The sequence below is a fragment of the Pseudomonas sp. AS2.8 genome (assembly GCF_014190935.1).
In the GTDB taxonomy this organism is placed as follows: domain Bacteria; phylum Pseudomonadota; class Gammaproteobacteria; order Pseudomonadales; family Pseudomonadaceae; genus Chryseomonas.
This window is the reverse complement of record NZ_JACHVV010000003.1, coordinates 473,185-492,688: the sequence shown is the minus strand read 5'-3', so window position 1 is coordinate 492,688 and position 19,504 is coordinate 473,185. Positions and strand designations below refer to the sequence as shown.

The window sequence follows — 19,504 nt, the reverse complement described above, 5'->3', positions numbered from 1 at the left end:
TTCAGCCATGACCCTCAAGCTCGCCGACAAGATCGCCCTCGTCACCGGCGCCACCAGTGGCATCGGCCTGGCCGCTGCCAAACTCTTCGCCCAGCAGGGCGCCCACGTCATCCTCACCGGTCGGCGCCAGACGGAACTGGACGCCGCGGTCGCCCAGGTCGGCAACGCCACCGGCATCGCTGTGGATTCGTCTCGACTGGACCAGCTCGATGCCCTCTATGAGCACATTCGCCGCGAGCACGGACGCCTCGACGTGCTCTACGTCAATGCCGGGGGTGGCAGCATGCTGCCCCTCGCCGAGGTGACCGAGGCCCACTACGACGACACCTTCGATCGCAATGTGAAGGGGGTGCTGTTCACCGTGCAGAAGGCCCTGCCGCTGCTGGCGGACCATGCCTCGGTGATCCTGGCCGGCTCCACGGCGGGTAGTACCGGTACCCCGGCCTTCAGCGTCTATGGCGCGTCCAAGGCCGCCGTGCGCGCCTTCGCCCGCAACTGGATCCTGGAGCTGCAGGGCCGCGGCATCCGCATCAACACCTTGAGTCCCGGCGCCACCCGCACCCCGGGTCTGGTGGAACTGGCCGGCCCGGATGCCACCCAGCAACAGGGCCTGCTGGACCACCTGGCCAGCCAGATCCCCCTGGGTCGCGTCGGCGAGCCGGAGGAAATCGCCAGGGTCGCCCTGTTCCTGGCTTCCAGCGATTCCAGCTTCGTCAACGGCGCCGAGCTGTTCGCCGATGGTGGCCAGGCGCAGGTCTGAACGGCATCTGGCGGTAAGAAAAAAGCGGATAGCGCTTAGGGCGCTGTCCGCTTTTTTGCCGACTGAGCGCGAAGGTCAGCCGCGCAGTCGCTGATTCAGCACCGCGATATGCTCCGGGCCAATGCCGCAGCAGCCGCCGATCAGACTCGCGCCACGTGCCTGCCAGTCCTGGGCGAAGCTCAGGTAGCCGGGCGGATCCAGGTCCGGACGCAGGGGGTCGAGGCCGTCGTTGGCGGTGGCCTCTTCCGGCTGGGGTGGGAAGGCGTTGGCATAGGCGCCAAAGGGAATCTCGATCCCCGCCGTCGCAAAGGTCGCCCGTGCGGTATCCAGCGCCGCGGCCATCACCTCGGGCTGGCTGCAATTGAATAGCAGCGCTCCGGCGCCCAGCTCCACCGCCAGCTGCGCCGCCGCGGCCACCGGCTCGCCGGATCTCAGCCGCGGGGTCTCGTCGACGTCTTCGTCCTTGAGGGTGAAGGACAGCCACAGCGGCTTACCATCCCTGGGCAGCCCGGCGGCGATGGCGCGCACCTCGGCCAGGGAGCTCTGGGTCTCCGCCAGCCAGAGATCGACGTGGGGCGTTAGGCCGCGGATCAATGGCTGCAGCACCTCGTCCACCCGCGCCGGCTCGAACAGGTCGGGACGATAGGAGCCGAACAGCGGCGGCAGTGACCCCGCCACCCGCACCGGCTGACCGCTGGCCACCACTGCCTGCCTTGCCAGCTGACCGGCCCGCGCGGCCAGCGCCTCGCCTTCGGCGGCGAAGCGCGCTTCGCCGATATGGAAGGGCACCACCGCATAGCTGTTGCTGGTGATCACCTGGGCACCGGCCTCGATATAGGCACGATGCACCGCCTCCACCTGCTCCGGCGCCTCGCTCAGGGCCAGGGCCGACCACTCCGGCTGACGAAAGGGCGCGCCGCGGCGCTGCAGCTCACGGCCCATGCCACCGTCGAGCAGAACTAAATTCATGTTAGCCATATAGCTATTTCACTTTTCCTTATAACCAAAACAGAGTTCAATATCGGTTCTCATATCTCTCTAATACCAGGCCCTCTTTCCCTTTGCAAAGGACGCCCCCATGAGAACCGCTCTGCTATCGGCCTTAGGCCTGACCCTGGCGCTGGTCGCTACCTCGGCCTCGGCCGGGGCCACCCTGGACCGCATCAAGGCCAAGGGCGAGCTGGTCAATGTGCTCATGGAGAGCTATCCGCCCTTCTCCCAGCTCAATGCCCAGAACCAGCTGGAAGGCTTCGACGTGGACGTGGCCAAGGCTGTGGCCGACAAGCTCGGCGTCAAGCTGCGCCTGGAAACCCCCTCCTGGGACGTAATCGCCGCCGGTCGCTGGAGCGGTCGCTACGACGTCTGCATCTGCTCCATGACGCCCAGCCAGGCGCGCGCCCAGGTGTTCGACTTCCCGGTCAACTACTACGCCTCGCCAGCGGTGATCGTGGTCAACGCCGGTGACGACCGCATCCACGGCGCCAAGGACCTCTCCGGCAAGAAGGTCGGCGTCACTAGCGCTTCTTCCTACGAGAGCTACCTGAACAAGGACCTGACCATCGAAGGCCAGGAGGACAAACCGCTGAGCTATCCCTTCGACGACGTCCAGGTGGTGCCCTTCCCCGACGACAACGTCGCCTTCCAGGACCTCGGCCTGGGCGCTGGCAAGCGCCTGGACGCGGTGCTGACCAACCTGGTGACCGCCCAGCCGCGCCTGGCCCAGGACAGCAAGTTCAAGCTGGCCGGTGCGCCGCTCTATGCCGAGCCCAACGCCGTGGCCATCGAAAAGGGTGACCCGGAATTCGCCGCCACGCTGCGCGAGATCATCGACGGGCTGCGCCAGGACGGCACCCTGAAGCGGATCTCCGACAAGTGGATCGGTGCCGACATCAGCCAATGAGTCAGCTACCGCCCCCGGTCGAATCGCGTCCGCTGCTGAGCTTTCGTACCCGTGTCTGGCTGACCTGGCTGGCGCTGCTGGCCGGGGGCGTGGTCTTCGTGCTCGGCTTCGATCTCAAGTTCGCCAGCGTCTGGCCGCGCCTGCCCAACCTGGTGGGCTGGCGCCTGGGGCCCAACGGCTTCCTGCAGGGCGCGGCCCTGACGCTGTTCCTCAGCCTCAGCTCCATCCTGGTGTCGGTGCTGCTGGGCTTCGCCGCGGCCCTGGGCCGACTGTCGTCCAGCGCCCTGGCCTATGGCGTGGCGACCTTCTACGCCTCCTTCTTTCGCGGCACCCCGCTGCTGATCCAGATCCTGCTGATCTACCTGGGCCTGCCACAGATCGGCGTGGTGCCCGGCGCCATCAGCGCCGGCATCCTCGCCTTGTCGCTGAACTATGGCGCCTACCTCAGCGAGATCTTTCGCGCCGGCCTGCTCGGCGTCCCCGCCGGTCAACGCGAGGCGGCGCTGGCTTTGGGCCTGTCGCCACGGGTGATCTTCTGGCGCGTCACCCTGCCCCAGGCCATGCGCAGCATCATCCCGCCCACCACCAGCCAGTTCATCTCCATGCTCAAGGACTCCTCCCTGGTCTCGGTGATGGGTGTCTGGGAGGTGATGTTCCTTGCCCAGTCCTATGGCCGCTCCAGCTATCGCTATCTGGAAATGCTGACCACCGCGGCGGTGCTCTACTGGCTGATGTCCCTGGCCATGGAATTCATGCAGTCGCGCCTGGAACGGCACTACGGGAAAGCGTATCGGGGGCGGTAGAGCCTCCCGATGTTCCTGCTGGACTGTGCTAGCCCTTTGATACCAAACCGGATTTCGGTGAACCCGATCACAACACCCCTGGATCAAGCCTCTACCATTCCCTTCTCCTAAATTCCTGCTTCGGAAAGGACTCACCATGAAGCCTCGTCATCGCCTTGCCGTTCTCTGCCTGGGTGGCAGCCTCGCCGTCACTGGCTGCTCCAACATGTCGCAGAACGAATGGCTCAATCAGGAAAACGTCGGCACCGTGGTCGGAGCGGCGGCCGGCATCCTCATCGGCAGCCAGATCGGTGGTGGCAGTGGCCGTACCGCCGCAATGCTGGCCGGCGCCCTCGCCGGTGGCGCCCTGGGCAAGACCCTGGGGGCCAAGCTCGACCAGCGTGATCGCGAGGCCCTGGCCGTGCAGACGCAAAAGGCGCTGGAGCACGCCCAGGATGGTCAGGTGACCACCTGGACCTCCGACCACAGTGGCGCCACCGCCCGTATCGTGCCGGTGGCGACCGAGACCGAAGCCCGCCAGGTGGCGGTCAAGCGCACACCCAAGGTGCAGAAGGTCGAGCAGCTGACCCTGCTCAACAAGCCCTATCAGTCAATCAAGTCGGCCAATCTGCGCGCCGCGCCCAACGACAATGCCGCCAAGGTCGGTGGACTGCCCACGGGTACGCGCTTCACTGCCCTGGGCCGTACCGGCAACGACTGGATTGCCGTGGGCCGCAAGGGCGTGACCATCGGCTATGTCTACGCGCCCCTGGTGACTCCGGCGACGGCTGCCACAGTGGCGACCGCTGGCAAGACCAAGGCTCAACCGGCACCTGCGGTGGATCTGGACACCCTGGACGTGGCCAGCGCCAAGCAGCAGGGCGTGGACCTCGATGCGGCCGATCTCGATGCCGCGCCGGTGCAGGACAAGGTCGCCGCCAAGACCACCTGCCGCACCCTGAACTACAGCCTGAGCCAGGACGGTCAGCAGGATCAGCAGACCACCAAGGCCTGCCAGGCCGCTGACGGTGCCTGGGAACTGATCTAAGGAAGGATGACCATGAAACCCACCCTGCTGGCCCTGACGCTGCTGGCCACGGCCACGGCTGCCCAGGCCGAAAGCACCCGCCTCGCCTATTCCAAGGCCGAAGACGTCGAGGTCTTCGTCGATCACCCTGCGGCCGCCTGGTGCGCGCCCGACCTGGCGCTGCGCTTCGTCTATGGCAAGCCTGCCGAGGCCGTGGCCGTCGAACGCCTGATGCCCAAGATCGGCGCATTGCTCGGCAAGCAGTGCGACCAGGCCGAACGCCTGACCTGGACGGCGACCGGTAGCACCGACGCCCGGCTGAACGGGACGGCCACCAAGGCTGCGGCCTGGACCGCGCAGGTACAGAATCCGGCTGCCGTCGCCGCAGCTCCTGCCCCGGCCCCCGTCGAGCCGCCCAAGGCGGCGCCGCCTGAGACAGCCAAGCCCGCCACTCCTCCGGTAGTTCCAGAGGCACCGGCACCCGCAGCGCCACCGGCCCCGGTCGCCGAATCGAAACCTGTCGCGCCGGCCAAGGTCGAGCCTGCACCTGCAGCTGAACCTGCGGCAGCCAAGGCGCCTGCCGGTCAGATCGCCACCGATTTCGATGTCGCCGGCTGGCGCCCGGGCGATGGCGAAGCCGAACTGGCCAAGAGCGATTTCATGACCACCCTCAAGGACAACCAGGGCTGCGCCTTCCGCGTTCCCTTCAAGGCCGACGAAGACAGCCGCTACCTGCAGGTTCGCTCCAGCGGTATCCGTTGCGAGAACGGCCTGGCCCAGGGCGAGGGTGAACTCGCCGTGGAGCGGAGCGATGGCAAGCAGTTGCAACGCTGGAAGGGTTTCTTCCTCAACGGACTGCCGCTGGACAAGCCCTTGCCGCCGCTGCGCTTTGTCGGTTTCGATAGCCAGAAGCAGGCGCTGTTCCTGCTGGCCAGCGATCCGGCGACCGCCAGCTACAGCCTGCTGCGTCTCGGCTACAGCTATCGCGGCCAGTGGTCGACCAGTGGTCCGGATGTATTGTTCGTGACCGGCAACAGCGAGCAATTCAGGCAGCTCGACCAGATCCGCCCCATCATCGCCAAGACCCAGCAACAGCTCGACGCGCTGGGTACGATGATTCCGCACTTCACCTTCCTGGCCGTGCGCGACTTCACCAAGGGCATCTTTCCCCGCCCCTGGAACAGCAACGAATCCAGTCAGGACTTTTGGCTGTATCGCGTCAATGTCGACCGCAACTGGCGCAGCAAGGCCTGGCAGTTCAATCCCGAGCAGGCCACCAATTACCTGTTCATGTGGGACGAGAAGCAGGCGCGCCAGCGCGAGCAGGCCGCACGCGAGCGTGAGCGCGAAGCCCGGCAGGCACGGATGCAGCAGGCGTTCCGTGCCCGTGACCAGCTCGATACCTACGAACGCCTGACCCAGGAAGCGCGTAGCAATCCCCAGGCGCTACTGGCTCGGCAGGTCAACGATGTGGACTACTCGCTGGGCAGTGGTGGCGACTATGGCGACCTGGTGCGCGGCGCTACCCATCCCGTACGCCTGATCGCCAGGGTGACCAAAACGAATAGCGACGGCTGGACCCTCGACTATCCCTATCCGATCCAGGCGCAGGTACCGGCCGGCATCCCGGCCAAGACCGGCTGGTATGTCCTGAGCGGCACCCTGCAGCTCGATCCGAAGGCGCGTGATGCCGACGACCTGCCCCTGACGCACCTGACGGCCAAGGTCGTGCAGCCCTGCACCAGCGAAGGCTGCAGCGACCTGCGCGACCCCCTGGCGCTGGCACGAGTGCAATTCGAAGATCCCGCCTGGACCCCCGAGGCGGCCCGCCAACAGCTCAAGGATGCCGGTCTCGGCGAGGAGCGCTTCTGATGAAACGGACTCTCAACGTCAAACTCCTGGCCGGTGCGGCGCTGGTCGTGGTGGTCGGTGGCTATTTCGGTCTCAAGGCCTACGCCGCTCATGTCGCCGACGGACGTCTGCGCGACTGGCTGTTCGAACACCGCCTGCAGGACAAGATCAGCTGGCAGTCGCTGTCCTCCTCACCGCTGGGCGGCACGATCAAGCTGCACGAGGTGCGCATCAGCGATGGGCCGAGCATCGCCCAGTTGACCCTCTCCGACCTCAAGGATGAACCCGCTCACCGCCGGGCCGATGTCCAGTTCGAAGGCGTGGCTTTTCCGCCCGACGCCAAGGGGCGCTCGACGGCGCTGCACCTGCCCCTGGTTGGCAGTCTGCTGCTCGCCAGCGGGCGCGCCGAACTGGCGCCCTTTTCCGGCCGGCTGAAATGGAACGTCGAGGATGAGCTGGCGGACATCGGCCTGACCCTGGACCTGCCGGAGCTGCTGGACGTGGATGCGAGCCTGTCGCTGGCTCAGGTCCGCCGTCTGGCCGAAGACCTGAGTGATATGGCCGAAAATGGCCAGCAGGTTGGCCAGCGCGGTCTGCTGTCATCCTTCGGCCTGCTGGGCAAGCTGCAGCAGAGCGCGCAACGCGCCGAACTCAAGGGCTTGCAGGTGGACGTCAAGGATCAAGGCTATTTCAAGCGCAGCCTGGCCCTGACCCGCCGCTACCTGCCGCTCGACCCTACCGCGGGCGACTTCGACAAGCAGCGTGACCGGGCCCTGGCCGCGGCGCACCAGCAGCAGCGCAATGACTGCCTGCAGGACCTCCAGAACCTGGGCGCGCGCGGCAAGGACCTCTGCAAGGGCCTGGTCGATCTGGCCTCCGGCGAGGAAGACGGTCTGCGGGTAAGTCTTGCGCCCAAGGAACGCGTGCGTCTGAGCGACACCCTGGAAGTCGCGCTGACCGCGGCCCTGGATCCCGCGGGCGCCGCCGGCCTGCTGGACCGTCTCAACCTGGAGTCGAAAAGCCTCTGACGGCAGCGCTCAGGCCCAGGCCCAGGCCCCCCGCAGCCTGGCCAGCGCCTCCTTGATCCGCGCCTCCGGCACCGCCGCGAAGCCCAGCACCAGTCCGGCGCGGGCGTCGGGCGGGGTCGGGCCCTCGGGCAGCCAGTAGCGCGACAGCGCGTTGAGTTCCACCCCGACCGCGGCCGCCCGCTCTACCAGCTCGGCTTCGCGGGCCAGGCGGGTGACCGGCAGGCACAGATGCAGGCCGGCCACCGGGACACCGGGCGAGGCGCAGCCGGCAACCTCTGGCCAGCCGGCCAGCAGGGCATCGCGGCGATTGCGCGCGGCCCGTCTCATGCGCCGGATATGGCGCTGGAAATGACCCTGCTCGATGAAATCGGCCATGACCGTCTGGGTGGCACTGTCTAGATGGCGGATGCCGGCCCGTTGCAGCTCCAGCAGCGCCGGCACCAATGCGGGCGGAGCCACCAGATAACCCAGGCGCAGGCCGGGAAAGGCGATCTTGGAAAAGGTGCCGACATAGAGCACCCGACCGTGGCGATCCAGCGCGGCCAGGGGCGCCAGCGGCGCGCCCTGGTAGCGGTATTCGCCGTCGTAGTCGTCCTCGACGATCCAGCCGTCCGCCTGCCGCGCCCAGTCCAGCAGCGCCAAGCGTCGCGGCAGCGACAGTACCGCGCCGGTGGGATACTGGTGCGAAGGGGTGACATAGACCAGCCGGCAGTCCCGCTGCCCTGCCAACTGCTCCACCACCAGCCCTGCCCCATCCACCGCGATTCCCTGCAGCCGTGCCCCGCCACTCTGCAAGGCCAGGCCCGCGGCGCGATAGCCGGGGTCCTCCATGGCCGCCAGGGCTCCCGGCGCCAGCAGCAACCGCGCGCAGAGCTCGATGGCCTGCTGGGCGCCGCTGGTGATGAGGATCTGCTCGGGCGCGCAGACCAGGCCCCGCGCCTGGCGCAGATAGGCACAGAGCAGGCGGCGCAGCCGTGGTTCGCCGCCGGGTTCGCGATAGCCCAGCAGCGCCGGTTCCGGCTGGCGCCAGAAACGCTGTTGCAGCCGCGCCCAGGTGGCGAAGGGAAACAGATCCACCGCCGGCAGGCCGACCCGAAAGGCGCACGGCGCGCCGGGCGGCACGCTGGCCAGAGGCACGGGTGTGGTCCTGGCCGTAGCTTCGGGAGCGGCCAGCGCCCGGGTCACGGGCGCGACATAGGTGCCGTCACCCGGACGGCTGTCGAGAAAACCCTCGGCCAGCAGCTGCTCGTAGGCGGCGGTTACGGTATTGCGCGACACGTCCAGGAGCCGTGCCAGTTCGCGACTGGCGGGCAGCCGCACTCCAGCGGCCAGCTCGCCGGCCAGGATGCGCTCGCGCAGGCCCTGGTAAAGCTGGCGTGCAAGCCCCTGACCCGGCTCCAGCAACAGCCCCGACGGCTCGAATCCCAGCATGGATTGGCACCCTGAAAGTCATGGAAATTGGCTCTTACAGGGAGCCAAAGCCGACCTTAGCATGGCCGGACGTTGCCGGAGTTCCTGCCCATGTATCCCAATCCCGCCTTTCGCCTCGAAGACCTGCCCGGGCTGCACCAGCACCTGCGCGATCATGCCCTGGCGCTGCTCATCAGCCAGACCGAGGCTGGTCCGCTGGTCAGCCATCTGCCGCTCTGGCTGGCGCCCGACGAGGGTCCCTATGGCACCCTCTACGGCCATCTGGCGCGCAGCAATCCCCAGGCCCAGGCGCTGGTCGAAGCGGGACAGGTATTGGCGGTGTTCCAGGGTCCCCAGGCCTATGTCAGCCCGGTCTTCTATCCCGGCAAGGCCGAACATGGACGAGTGGTGCCGACCTGGAACTACCAGGCGGTGCACGCCCGCGGCAGCGTCGAGGTGTTCGATGACCCCGAGCGCCTGCTGCAGCTGCTGGAGCGCCTCACCGACCAGCACGAAGCCGGGCGTGCCCGCCCCTGGCGGGTCGCGGATGCGCCCGCGGATTATGTCCAGGGCATGCTGCGGGCCATCCGCGGCCTGCGCCTGCCCCTCGACAGCCTCCAGGGCATCGCCAAGCTCAGCCAGAATCGCAACGCCGCCGATCGCGAAGGCGTCCGCCAGGGCCTGGCCGCCAGCCCGGTACCCGGCGACCAGGCCCTGGCCGCCCTGATCCCCTCTCCCGCCTGACCCTGGAGCCACCCATGACCATCCGCCCCCTGAGCGAAGCCGATCACGCCGCCTGGCATGACCTCTGGCAGGCCTACCTGGCCTTCTACGAGACCGTTCTGCCGGAAACCACCTATGCCCGCACCTGGCAACGGCTGCTTGACCCCGCCCAGCCCCTGCATGGCGCCCTGGCCTGGGACGGCGAGCAGCCCTTGGGCCTGGTGCACTTCATCTATCACCCCTCCTGCTGGACCGAAACTGACTACTGCTACCTGCAGGATCTCTATGTCGCCCAGGACCACCGCGGCGGCGGCCTGGGCCGCGCCCTGATCGAGCACGTTTATGCCCGCGCCGAAGCGGATGGCTGCGACCGGGTGCACTGGCTGACCCAGGAGACCAACTACCCGGGGCGTCAGCTGTACGATCGCATCGCCACCCGCTCCGGCTTCATCCAGTACCGCCACCTGCTGGGAGACAGAATATGACCCCTCTCGACTGGACCCCGGCCCTTCCGCCCCAGCCCCGTTTGCTGCAGGGTCGCCATGTACGCCTGGAACCCCTGGACCCGCCGCGTCACGGCGACGATCTCTGGGAGGCCCTGCACGACCAGGATCCGGCCCTGTGGGACTATCTGCCCTATGGCCCCTTCACCGAGCGGGCCGCCTTCGACACCTGGCTGGCCGGCCTGGCCCAGGGTCGTGATCCCTTGTTCTACGTCGTGGTGGATCCCCGCGATGGCCGCGCCCTGGGGCAACTCAGCCTGATGAGCATCGTCCCCGAACACGGCAGCATCGAGATCGGCCATGTCGCCTTTGGCGGGCGCCTGCAACGCACGCCCCTGGCCACCGAAGCCTTCTATCTGCTGATGCAGGAAGCCTTCGTTCTGGGCTATCGGCGCCTGGAGTGGAAGTGCGACAACGCCAATGCCCGTTCGAAGCGGGCGGCCGAACGGCTGGGCATGCGCCATGAGGGGCTGTTCCGACAGCACCGGGTGGTCAAGGGCCGCAACCGGGACACCGCCTGGTTCAGCCTGCTGGATCACGAATGGCCCGCCGTGGACGCCGGCTTCCGGCGCTGGCTGGCGGCGGAGAATTTCGATGCCGAAGGGCGCCAGCTCAGCGCCCTCGCCGTGACGGCCGGACGGACCGGCTGACCCGTCACTCGCCGCGGATATAACCCTCCAGATGGCGGATCAGCTCCGCCTGCTGGACGGTGGTGGCCTTGACCAGGTCGCCGATGGACAGCAGCCCGATCAGCTTGCCGTTGCCCATCACCGGCAGGTGGCGCAGGTGGTGGTCGGTCATCATCTGCATGCAATCACCCACGGTCTGCTGCGGCAGTACGATGATGACCGCCTCGGTCATGATCTCGCTGACCGGGGTCGCGTAGGAGGAGCGCCCCTGCAGGGCCACCTTGCGCGCATAGTCACGCTCGCTGACGATGCCCACCAGCTCGCCGTCGCGCATCACCGGCAGCGCGCCGACGTTCTTTTCCGCCATCAGCCGCAGGGCATCGAGCACCCAGGCGTCGGGGGCGATGGTGTAGACGTCCTGCTGGGTCTTCAAGGCGAGCAACTGGGCGACGGTTTTCATTGTGGTTCTCCTGAGGTGAGGCGAGCATGACCGGAGGTGCCTGGCAGGGCCGGTCAGCCGATTACATCAGGCCACCTGAACGCCCTTGTCGCCCGAACGACGTCGATCCCGCCACAGGCGCCATGCCAGGGCCAGCAGGAAGCCGGCCGTCAGCAGCACCACCAGGGTCGGCGCCGGGGCGCTGTCCCACACCAGGCTCAGCAGCACCCCGCCCAGGGCCGCCGTCACGGCCAGCGCCGTGGCCACCAGCAGCATCCAGCCAAAGGAGCGGGTCAGCAGGAAGGCGGTGGCACCCGGGGCGATCAGCAAGGCCACCACCGGCACCATGCCCACCGCCTGCAGGGCGCCCACCACGGTCAGGGCGATCAGGCCGAGCAGGCCGTAGTGCAGCAGCCCTACCCGCAGGCCCAGGGCCCGGGCCTGGGCCTGGGCCGCATCGAAGGCCAGCACCAGCAGGTCACGCCAGCGGCAGCCCAGCGCCAGCACCACCAGGCCGGCGATCACCGCCATTTGCCAGAAGGCCGCCGGGGTCACCCCCAGCAGGTCGCCGAGCAGGATGTGGTCCAGGTGCAACTCGGTGGGCAGCCTGGCGTGCAGCACCAGACCCAGGCCGAACATGCCGGAAAAGACCACGCCCATCAGGGTGTCCTGCTTTACCCGGCTGTGGCGCTTGAGATAGCCGGTCGCCAGGGCGCAACCCAGTCCCGCGACAAAGGCGCCCGCCACCAGCGGCGCCCCCAGCGCCGACGCCAGCACCAGGCCGGGAAACACCGCGTGGGCGATGGCATCGCCCAGCAACGCCCAGCCCTTGAGCACTAGGAAGCAGGACAGCAGCGCCGTGGGCACCGCCACCAGCACGGCCATCAACAGCGCCTGGCGCAGGAAATCGACTTCCAGGGTCAGCAGCAGCCAGTCCATCAGCCCGCCTCCGCCGTCTGGCGCGCCCGGCGGCGGTTGGCCAGCAGGCCGTGCCGCGGCGCCAGGACGAAGGCCAGCAGGAAGATCAGGGTCTGCAAGACCACCACGCAGCCCCCGGTGGCGCCGTCAAGGAAGTAGCTGAGGTAGGTGCCCAGCAGTCCGCTGCCGACGCCGATGGCCACGCTGATCAGCACCACCCGGGAAAAGCGGTCGCTGAGCAGATAGGCCGTCGCCCCCGGCGTCACCACCAGGGCGATGACCAGAAAGGCGCCCACCGTCTGCATCGCCGCCACGGTGCTCAGCGCTAGCAGGGTAAAGAACAGTAGCCGGTACAGGGTGGGATTGAGGCCGCAGGCGCGCGCCTGGCCTTCGTCGAAGAACACCAGCAGCAGGTCGCGCCACTTCAGCAGCAGCACCAGCAGGGAGACGGCGGCGATGATCAGCAACTGGCGACTGGCCTCGGGGGTGATGGCCAGGATGTTGCCGAAGACGATGGTCTGGATGTCCACCGCCACCGGTGCCAGCGAGACCAGGAACAGCCCGCCGCCAAAGAAGGCGCTGAAGATCAGCCCGATGATGACGTCTTCCTTGAGCCGGGTGTACTGCCGCAGGCCGAGCATGGCCCCGGCCGCCGCGCCACCGGCGAGAAAGGCGCCCAGCGCCAGCGGCAGGCCGAGCAGATAGGCGCCGGCCACGCCGGGCACCACGGCGTGGGACAGGGCATCACCGATCAGCGACCAGCCCTTGAGCATCAGATAGGCGGAAAGAAAGGCGCACAACCCGCCCACCAGCGCCGCCGCGCCCAGGGCATTTCTCATGTAGCCGTAAGTCAGGGGTTCCAGCAGCCCTTCCATCAGGCACGCTCCCGCCGCCGCGGCTCCGCCTGGCCAGCCTCGAACAGCCGCAGGGCGCCGCCAAAGGTGCGTTCCAGATTTTCGCGGGTAAAGACCTCGGCCGTCGGCCCCTGGGCCAGCACGGTCCTATCGAGCAACACGGTGCGGTCGCAGAAGCGCTCGATGCTGGCCAGGTCGTGGGTCGACACCAGCATCGAGCGACCCTCGGCGCGCAGGGCCTGGAGCAACTCGATGATGGCGCGCTCGGAGGTGGCGTCCACCCCGGTGAAGGGTTCGTCCAAGAGGATCACCCGGCTGTCCTGGGCCAGGGCGCGGGCGAGAAAGACGCGTTTCTTCTGGCCACCGGAGAGTTCGCCGATCTGCCGCTTGCGCAATTCGGTCAGCCCCACCCGGGCCAGAGCGGCGTCCACCGCCTGGTGATCGGCGGCGCGGGCCAGGCGCAGGAAATTCATCCGGCCATAGCGACCCATGAGCACCACGTCTTCCACCCGCACCGGAAAATCCCAGTCCACGTCTTCGCTCTGGGGGACGTAGGCGACGAGGTTGCGCTTGAGCGCCTGGGCCACCGGCAGGTCATCGACCCGCACCTGGCCGCTGCGCAGGGGCACGAAGCCCATGATCGCCTTGAACAGCGTCGACTTGCCGCTGCCATTGACGCCCACCAGGGCGGTGATGGAGCCGCCGGGCACCACCAGACTGGCGTCGCGCAGGGCGGTATGGCCATTGCGATAGGTCACGCCGACCCCGTCGAGCGCGATCATGGCGCCAGCCCCTTCACCAGGGTTTCGGTGGTGACCCGCAGCAGGTCGAGATAGGTGGGCACCGGCCCCTCGGCCGCGCTCAGGGAATCCACATAGAGCACCCCGCCGTAGCGGGCGCCGCTCTCCCGCGCCACCTGCTCGGCCGGTGCGGCGGAAACCGTGCTTTCGCTGAACACCGCCGGAATCCGCTCGGCGCGCACCATCTCGATCACGCGGCGGACCTGCTGCGGCGTGCCCTGGGCATCGGCGTTGATCGGCCAGAGATAGAGCTCCCTGAGCCCCAGGTCGCGCGCCAGGTAGCTGAAGGCGCCCTCGCTGGACACCAACCAGCGCCGCTGTTCGGGAATCGCCTGCAGTTGCTGGCGCAGGGGTTCGAGGGTGGCGGTGATGCGCGCCTTGTAGGCCTCGGCGTTACGACGATAGGTGTCGGCCTGGGCCGGGTCGTGCTGCATCAAGGCATCGCGGATGTTGTCGACGTAGATCAGCGCTGCCCGGGGTGACATCCAGGCATGGGGATTGGGCTTGCCGGCATAGGGGCCCTGGGCGATGGCGATGGGCTCGACGCCCCGGGAGACCACCGCGCTGGGCACGTCCTTCATGCGGCTGAAGAAGCGCTCGAACCAGAGCTCCAGATTGAGGCCGTTCCACAGCACCAGCTGGGCATCGCGCGTCTTGAGCAGATCGCCCGGAGTGGGCTGGTAGTTGTGGATCTCGGCGCCGGGCTTGGTGATGGATTCCACCCGCGCGGCGTCGCCCGCCACGTTGCGCGCCATGTCGGCGATCACCGTGAAGGTGGTGACCACCTTGAACGGCTCGGCGGCCTGGGCGGCATTCGCCAACAGCAATCCCAGCAGACCCACCAGGGTCCAGCGTCTCGTCTTCTCTAGCATCCTGCCCGCCTCTCGGTGGTTATAGCCTTGGCTAAATTAGATAGCACAACCTATCAGAGGTGCAGGGAGACTTTGTAACCTGGGATGAGAGGGGTCTAGGACAGAGACGAACAGGAAAAGGCGCCTCGCTCAGGACACAGCGAAGGCGCCTATGAGTGCGGTAGAGGCTGAGCGGCCCCTGCCTGATCGGCGGGGATCAGTGCGCGGCGTGGGCCGTCATGCCGCGAGGACGCTCGGGCGGGGTTTCCAGCGCGCGACGTTCGGCGTGTCCGTCGAGCAGCTTGTCCAGCAGACCGCGCAGGGCGCGTTTCTTGAGTTCTTTCAGCATCGCGAATCCTCCCGGGATCGTTATAGCCTTGGCTATATTAAATAGCAGACCCTATCGAGAGGTGTTAGTGCTTTTTCTCAATCGAATGGATAGAAACCGCCCATAAAAAAAGGGGCCTAGTGGCCCCAAGGGAAATCGAAGGGATCTCAGCCTTCGATTTCAATCAGGACTTCACCCGGATTGACCCGGTCGCCCTTGGCCACCCGTACCGCGGTGACGGTGCCGGCGATGGGGGACTGGATCTCGGTTTCCATCTTCATGGCTTCGGTGACCAGCACGCCCTGCCCGGCCTTGACCTGATCACCCTCCTTGACCAGCACCTCGACGATGTTGCCCGGCATGGTGGTGCTGACGTCGCCCGGACGCTCCGCCTGGCGCCGCCGCTGACCGCCCTCGGCGACGAAGTCGCCACTGGCCTCGAACACCACCTCTTCCGGCACCCCGTCGATGGACAGGTAGAAGTGCCGCTTGCCTTCGCTCTTGAGGCCGATACCGGTGATGTCCACCTGATAGGTCTCACCGTGCACGTCGACGCTGAAGGCGGTCGGCACGCCCTGGCCACCCACCGCGGCCACACCATCCGCGCTGGGAATGGGCAGCAGGGCTTCCGGCACCAGAGTCCCGGCGGCGCGTTCCTCGAGGAACTTGCGCCCGATGTCGGGGAACATGGCGAAGGTCATCACATCCTCTTCGCTTTTGGCCAGGTCGCCGATCTCGGTGCGCAGCCGTGTGAGCTCGGGGCTGAGCAGATCGGCCGGCCGTACCTCGATCACCTCTTCCTGGCCGATGGCCTGCTTGCGCAGTTGCTCGCAAATGGCGCCCGGCGCCTTGCCGTAGCGGCCCTGCAGATAAAGCTTCACCTCGTTGGTGATGGTCTTGTAGCGCTCGCCGGCCAGGACATTGAAGAAGGCCTGGGTACCGACGATCTGCGAGGTCGGGGTCACCAGGGGCGGATAGCCCAGGTCCTTGCGCACCCGCGGGATCTCTTCCAGCACCTCGTTCATGCGATTGAGCGCGCCCTGCTCGCGCAACTGGTTGGCCAGGTTGGAGATCATGCCGCCCGGCACCTGGTTGACCTGCACCCGGGTGTCGACCCCGGTGAATTCACTCTCGAACTGGTGGTACTTCTTGCGCACCGCATGGAAGTACAGGCCGATCTCCTGCAGCAGCTCCAGGTTCAGGCCGGTGTCGTAGGGCGTATCGCGCAGGGCCGCGACCATGGATTCAGTCCCCGGGTGGCTGGTGCCCCAGGCCAGGCTGGAGATGGCCGTGTCGATGCGATCGGCGCCGTTCTCCACCGCCTTGAGCTGGCACATGGCGGCCACCCCGGCGGTGTCATGGGAGTGCACCACCACGTCCAGGCTCAGGGCCGCCTTGAGCGCCTTGACCAGCTCGCCGGTGGCATAGGGCGTCAGCAGACCGGCCATGTCCTTGATGGCGATGGAGTCCACGCCCAAGTCGGCCATGCGCCGCGCCTGGTCGACGAAGGCCGCGACGGTGTGCACCGGGCTGGTGGTGTAGCAGAGAGTGCCCTGGGCATGCTTGCCGCTGGCCTTGACCGCGCGGATGGCGGTTTCCAGGTTACGCACGTCGTTCATCGCGTCGAAGATGCGGAAGACGTCGGTGCCATTGGCCGCGGCGCGCTCGACAAAGGCCTCGACCACGTCGTCGCTGTAGTGCCGGTAGCCGAGCAGATTCTGGCCGCGCAGGAGCATCTGCAGCCGGGTGTTGGGCAGCGCCTGGCGCAGCTGGCGCAGACGCTCCCAGGGGTCTTCCTTGAGGAAGCGCACGCAGGCGTCGAAGGTGGCGCCGCCCCAGACTTCCAGCGACCAGTAGCCGACCTGGTCGAGCTTGGCGCAGATCGGCAGCATGTCTTCGGTGCGCATGCGGGTCGCCAGCAGCGATTGGTGGGCGTCGCGCAGGATGGTGTCGGTGATCTGGATGCTTTTCATTGTTCTGTCGTCCTTACAGACCGGCGTGGGCGGCGATGGCGGCGGCGATGGCGATGGCCAGGTGCGTCGGGTTGCGCTTGATCGAGTACTGGGTCAGCTCCGGATGGCTTTCCACGAAGCTGGTGTTGAAACGCCCGCTGCGGAATTCCGGATCGCGCAGGATGGCCTCGTAATAGGGCGCGGTGGTCTTCACTCCCTGCACGCGCATGTCGTCCAGGGCGCGCAGGCCGCGATCCATGGCCTCTTCCCAGGTCAGTGCCCAGACGATCAGCTTGAGGCACATGGAGTCGTAGTACGGCGGGATCACGTAGCCGGTGTAGATGGCGGTGTCGGTGCGCACCCCGGGTCCGCCCGGCGCGTAGTAGCGGGTGATCTTGCCGAAGCTCGGCAGGAAGTTGTTCTTCGGGTCCTCGGCATTGATGCGGAACTGCAGGGCGAAACCGCGGTGCTGGACGTCTTCCTGGGCGAAGGACAGCGGCAGCCCCGAGGCGATGCGAATCTGCTCGCGAACGATGTCGATGCCGGTGATTTCCTCGGTGATGGTGTGCTCCACCTGCACCCGGGTGTTCATCTCCATGAAATAGACCTCGCCCTCGGCGAGCAGGAATTCCACGGTGCCGGCGTTCTCGTAGCCCACCGCCTTGGCCGCGCGCACCGCCAGGTCGCCGATGTAGGCGCGCTGTTCGGGGGTCAGCTGGGGGCTGGGCGCGATCTCGATCAGCTTCTGGTTACGCCGCTGGATGGAGCAATCGCGCTCGAACAGGTGCACGGTATTGCCGTGGCTGTCGGCGAGGATCTGCGCCTCGATGTGCTTGGGATTGACGATGCACTTCTCGAGGAACACCTCGGCCGAGCCGAAGGCCTTGGTCGCCTCGGAGATCACCCGCGGATAGGCCTGCTCCAGCTCTTCGCGGGAATTGCAGCGGCGGATACCGCGACCGCCCCCGCCGGAGGTGGCCTTGAGCATCACCGGATACCCGAGGCGATCTCCTTCGCGCAGCGCCTCGGCGATGTCCGCCACGTTGCCCTCGGTGCCGGGGGTGCAGGGCACGCCGGCGGCGATCATGCTGCGCCGCGCCTCGGTCTTGTCGCCCATGCGGCGGATGACCTCGGCGGACGGCCCGATGAAACGAATGCCGCGCTGGGCGCAGATTTCCGCCAGTTCGGCATTTTCGGACAGGAAGCCGTAGCCGGGATGCAGGGCGTCGCAGCCGGTCTCCACGGCGAGATTCACCAGCTTGCGCGGATTGAGATAACCCTCCAGCGGATCGCTGCCGATCCCATGGGCTTCGTCGGCACGTTTCACGTGGAGCGCTTGGCGATCGGCATCGGAGTAGACCGCCACCGAGCGAATGCCCATCTCGGCACAGGCACGCACGATGCGCACGGCGATCTCGCCCCGATTGGCGATAAGTATCTTCTTGATCACACCTGGCTCCTTGTCTGCTGCAGCCTGCAGCCGCTTGTTATTGCCGGTGACCTGAAGCTACGCCAGGGTCTCTCTTATGGAAAATAAATAATTGTTGGATACTCCATAAGTCATTCCTTATGGATCTCGAAGATGCCTATGCGGAAGCCCCTAATGCGGCTCACCTTTCGCCAGTTGCAGGTATTCGAGGCCGTCTGCGAGGCCCGCTCCTACAGCCGTGCGGCCGACATCATGGCGCTGACCCAGCCGGCGGTGAGCCTGCAGGTGCGTCAGCTGGAAGAGGTGGTGGGCGCGCCCCTGTTCAACTACGTCAATCGCACCCTCTACCTCACCGAGGCCGGCGAGGCCCTGCGCCAGACCGGACGCGATCTCTTCGCCCGACTGGGCAGCCTGGACATGCAGCTGTCGAATCTGCGCGGCGCCCTGCACGGTCAGCTGCGGCTGGGGGTGGAAAGCAGCGCCCAGTACCTGGCGCCGCACCTGTTCAGCCAGTTCCGCAGCAGCCATCCCCAGGTCGACCTGGCGCTGACCGTGGGCAACCATGCCCGGGTGCTGCGGCGATTGACGGAGAATCGCGAAGACGTGGCGCTGATGTCCGGGGTGCCGAGCAACGCGGACCTGGATTTCCTGCCACTGCTGGACAATGCCATCGTCGCCGTGGCGCGTCCGGGCCATGCCCTGGCCGGCCGGAAAGGACTCAGCCTGCGCGACCTGACGGCCTATCCGCTGCTGGTGCGCGAGGTCGGCTCCGGCACGCGCCAGGCCTGCGAGGACTACCTCAAGCAGAAGCGCGCGCACTTCGCCGAACAGCTGGAGATCGGCGCCTTCGAAGCGCAACGCGAGGCGGTCCGCGCCGGACTCGGCCTGGCCCTGCTGCCGCGCCAGGCCATTCGCAGCGATCTCGCCGCGGGCAGCCTGGTCGAGCTGGATGTCGCCGAGCTGCCGTTGCGCCGTTCCTGGTGCGTGGTCCAGGTCCGCGGCAAGCCGCTGTCGCCGGTGGCCCAGGCCTTCGTCGACTATCTGCGCGGCCAGCGCAGCCTGATCAATGCGTTAGGTATTGCCCTGGAGCCTGCTGCCGGCGCTGGGCCTGGCGTTCGTCCAGCAGCTGATTGAGAAACAGCAGTTCATCGAGTTCCACGGCGAGTCGCTGTTCTTCGGCACGGGCTTCGATGGCGCGGCGGAATTTCATCCGCCGTTGATCCTGTAGCTTTCGGCGAGTCTTGCTGTCGAGACGAACGCTGGATTGCTGGATGAGAGCGGTCATGCCAATTCCTCCGGGCTGGATCGGAATGGGCAGCT

Annotated in this window: 21 protein-coding genes; 10 read left to right on the top strand and 11 right to left on the bottom strand. The window is 67.1% G+C overall.

Going from position 1 to position 19,504, the window contains the following annotated elements; translation table 11 throughout:
• Nucleotides 1–7: 7 nt before the first annotated feature.
• Nucleotides 8–760, top strand: coding sequence for an SDR family NAD(P)-dependent oxidoreductase (locus FHR73_RS14705; protein ID WP_183632233.1), 753 nt, complete (start codon nucleotides 8–10; stop codon nucleotides 758–760).
• A gap of 75 nt (nucleotides 761–835) precedes the next feature.
• Here FHR73_RS14705 and FHR73_RS14700 read toward each other — a convergent pair whose 3' ends face one another.
• Nucleotides 836–1,738, bottom strand: a complete 903-nt coding sequence (locus FHR73_RS14700; RefSeq protein ID WP_183632231.1) for a homocysteine S-methyltransferase family protein — start codon at nucleotides 1,736–1,738, stop codon at nucleotides 836–838.
• Between the two features lie 100 nt (nucleotides 1,739–1,838).
• Between FHR73_RS14700 and FHR73_RS14695 the strand changes: the two genes are divergently transcribed.
• The 5 genes from FHR73_RS14695 (at nucleotide 1,839) to FHR73_RS14675 (ending at nucleotide 7,348) form a co-directional block, all read left to right on the top strand.
• Nucleotides 1,839–2,660 (top strand): transporter substrate-binding domain-containing protein, encoded by an 822-nt coding sequence (locus tag FHR73_RS14695; RefSeq protein WP_183632229.1) that lies wholly within the window; start codon nucleotides 1,839–1,841, stop codon nucleotides 2,658–2,660.
• Complete coding sequence (locus FHR73_RS14690; RefSeq protein WP_173148819.1) at nucleotides 2,657–3,463, top strand: amino acid ABC transporter permease; 807 nt, start codon at nucleotides 2,657–2,659, stop codon at nucleotides 3,461–3,463. Before FHR73_RS14695 ends, FHR73_RS14690 begins: the two co-directional genes overlap by 4 nt.
• 136 nt (nucleotides 3,464–3,599) lie before the next feature.
• Nucleotides 3,600–4,490 carry an SH3 domain-containing protein gene (locus FHR73_RS14685; RefSeq protein ID WP_169854594.1) on the top strand — a complete coding sequence of 297 codons (891 nt, stop codon included), beginning with the start codon at nucleotides 3,600–3,602 and terminating at the stop codon, nucleotides 4,488–4,490.
• A gap of 12 nt (nucleotides 4,491–4,502) precedes the next feature.
• Complete coding sequence (locus FHR73_RS14680; RefSeq protein WP_183632227.1) at nucleotides 4,503–6,341, top strand: hypothetical protein; 1,839 nt, start codon at nucleotides 4,503–4,505, stop codon at nucleotides 6,339–6,341.
• Nucleotides 6,341–7,348, top strand: coding sequence for a hypothetical protein (locus FHR73_RS14675; RefSeq protein ID WP_183632225.1), 1,008 nt, complete (start codon nucleotides 6,341–6,343; stop codon nucleotides 7,346–7,348). The genes FHR73_RS14680 and FHR73_RS14675 overlap by 1 nt, the downstream gene beginning before the upstream one ends.
• Nucleotides 7,349–7,357: 9 nt before the next feature.
• On the opposite strand, the gene FHR73_RS14670 is transcribed toward FHR73_RS14675, so the two are convergent.
• Nucleotides 7,358–8,779, bottom strand: coding sequence for a PLP-dependent aminotransferase family protein (locus FHR73_RS14670; RefSeq protein ID WP_183632223.1), 1,422 nt, complete (start codon nucleotides 8,777–8,779; stop codon nucleotides 7,358–7,360).
• Between the two features lie 90 nt (nucleotides 8,780–8,869).
• Between FHR73_RS14670 and FHR73_RS14665 the strand changes: the two genes are divergently transcribed.
• Genes FHR73_RS14665 through FHR73_RS14655 form a run of 3 tightly spaced genes read left to right on the top strand, consistent with a single transcriptional unit; the run spans nucleotide 8,870 to nucleotide 10,634 of the window.
• Nucleotides 8,870–9,502, top strand: coding sequence for an FMN-binding negative transcriptional regulator (locus FHR73_RS14665; protein ID WP_183632221.1), 633 nt, complete (start codon nucleotides 8,870–8,872; stop codon nucleotides 9,500–9,502).
• Nucleotides 9,503–9,516: 14 nt separating this feature from the next.
• Nucleotides 9,517–9,966 (top strand): GNAT family N-acetyltransferase, encoded by a 450-nt coding sequence (locus FHR73_RS14660; protein ID WP_183632219.1) that lies wholly within the window; start codon nucleotides 9,517–9,519, stop codon nucleotides 9,964–9,966.
• On the top strand, nucleotides 9,963–10,634 hold the full coding sequence (locus FHR73_RS14655; protein WP_183632217.1) for a GNAT family N-acetyltransferase: 672 nt from the start codon (nucleotides 9,963–9,965) through the stop codon (nucleotides 10,632–10,634). Before FHR73_RS14660 ends, FHR73_RS14655 begins: the two co-directional genes overlap by 4 nt.
• Before the next feature lie 4 nt (nucleotides 10,635–10,638).
• Here the strand turns inward: FHR73_RS14655 and FHR73_RS14650 are convergent, their stop codons facing one another.
• The 8 genes from FHR73_RS14650 to FHR73_RS14620 all read right to left on the bottom strand — a co-directional run bounded on the left by FHR73_RS14650 (nucleotide 10,639) and on the right by FHR73_RS14620 (nucleotide 18,205).
• Nucleotides 10,639–11,073, bottom strand: a complete 435-nt coding sequence (locus FHR73_RS14650; protein ID WP_007160094.1) for a CBS domain-containing protein — start codon at nucleotides 11,071–11,073, stop codon at nucleotides 10,639–10,641.
• Between the two features lie 66 nt (nucleotides 11,074–11,139).
• Complete coding sequence (locus FHR73_RS14645; protein ID WP_183632215.1) at nucleotides 11,140–11,991, bottom strand: metal ABC transporter permease; 852 nt, start codon at nucleotides 11,989–11,991, stop codon at nucleotides 11,140–11,142.
• Nucleotides 11,991–12,845, bottom strand: coding sequence for a metal ABC transporter permease (locus FHR73_RS14640; RefSeq protein ID WP_183632213.1), 855 nt, complete (start codon nucleotides 12,843–12,845; stop codon nucleotides 11,991–11,993). The genes FHR73_RS14645 and FHR73_RS14640 overlap by 1 nt, the downstream gene beginning before the upstream one ends.
• A complete protein-coding gene (locus FHR73_RS14635; protein ID WP_183632211.1) occupies nucleotides 12,845–13,606 on the bottom strand; it encodes a metal ABC transporter ATP-binding protein in 762 nt (253 codons plus the stop codon). Before FHR73_RS14635 ends, FHR73_RS14640 begins: the two co-directional genes overlap by 1 nt.
• Entirely contained in the window at nucleotides 13,603–14,496 is an 894-nt protein-coding gene (locus FHR73_RS14630) for a metal ABC transporter substrate-binding protein (RefSeq protein WP_183632209.1), read from the bottom strand. The genes FHR73_RS14635 and FHR73_RS14630 overlap by 4 nt, the downstream gene beginning before the upstream one ends.
• Before the next feature lie 196 nt (nucleotides 14,497–14,692).
• Nucleotides 14,693–14,824: a hypothetical protein gene (locus FHR73_RS22570; RefSeq protein WP_260175710.1), complete on the bottom strand. Its 132-nt coding sequence runs from the start codon at nucleotides 14,822–14,824 to the stop codon at nucleotides 14,693–14,695.
• 146 nt (nucleotides 14,825–14,970) lie between these two features.
• Nucleotides 14,971–16,776, bottom strand: a complete 1,806-nt coding sequence (gene oadA / locus FHR73_RS14625) for a sodium-extruding oxaloacetate decarboxylase subunit alpha (RefSeq protein ID WP_183632208.1) — start codon at nucleotides 16,774–16,776, stop codon at nucleotides 14,971–14,973.
• A 13-nt stretch (nucleotides 16,777–16,789) separates the two neighbouring features.
• On the bottom strand, nucleotides 16,790–18,205 hold the full coding sequence (locus FHR73_RS14620; protein WP_058777129.1) for an acetyl-CoA carboxylase biotin carboxylase subunit: 1,416 nt from the start codon (nucleotides 18,203–18,205) through the stop codon (nucleotides 16,790–16,792).
• 138 nt (nucleotides 18,206–18,343) lie between these two features.
• Here FHR73_RS14620 and FHR73_RS14615 point away from each other — a divergent pair, with 138 nt between their 5' ends.
• Nucleotides 18,344–19,318, top strand: a complete 975-nt coding sequence (locus FHR73_RS14615; protein ID WP_183632207.1) for a LysR family transcriptional regulator — start codon at nucleotides 18,344–18,346, stop codon at nucleotides 19,316–19,318.
• Here FHR73_RS14615 and FHR73_RS14610 read toward each other — a convergent pair.
• Nucleotides 19,248–19,469 carry a PA3496 family putative envelope integrity protein gene (locus tag FHR73_RS14610; RefSeq protein WP_081594569.1) on the bottom strand — a complete coding sequence of 74 codons (222 nt, stop codon included), beginning with the start codon at nucleotides 19,467–19,469 and terminating at the stop codon, nucleotides 19,248–19,250. The genes FHR73_RS14615 and FHR73_RS14610 overlap by 71 nt on opposite strands.
• Between the last annotated feature and the right edge of the window lie 35 nt (nucleotides 19,470–19,504).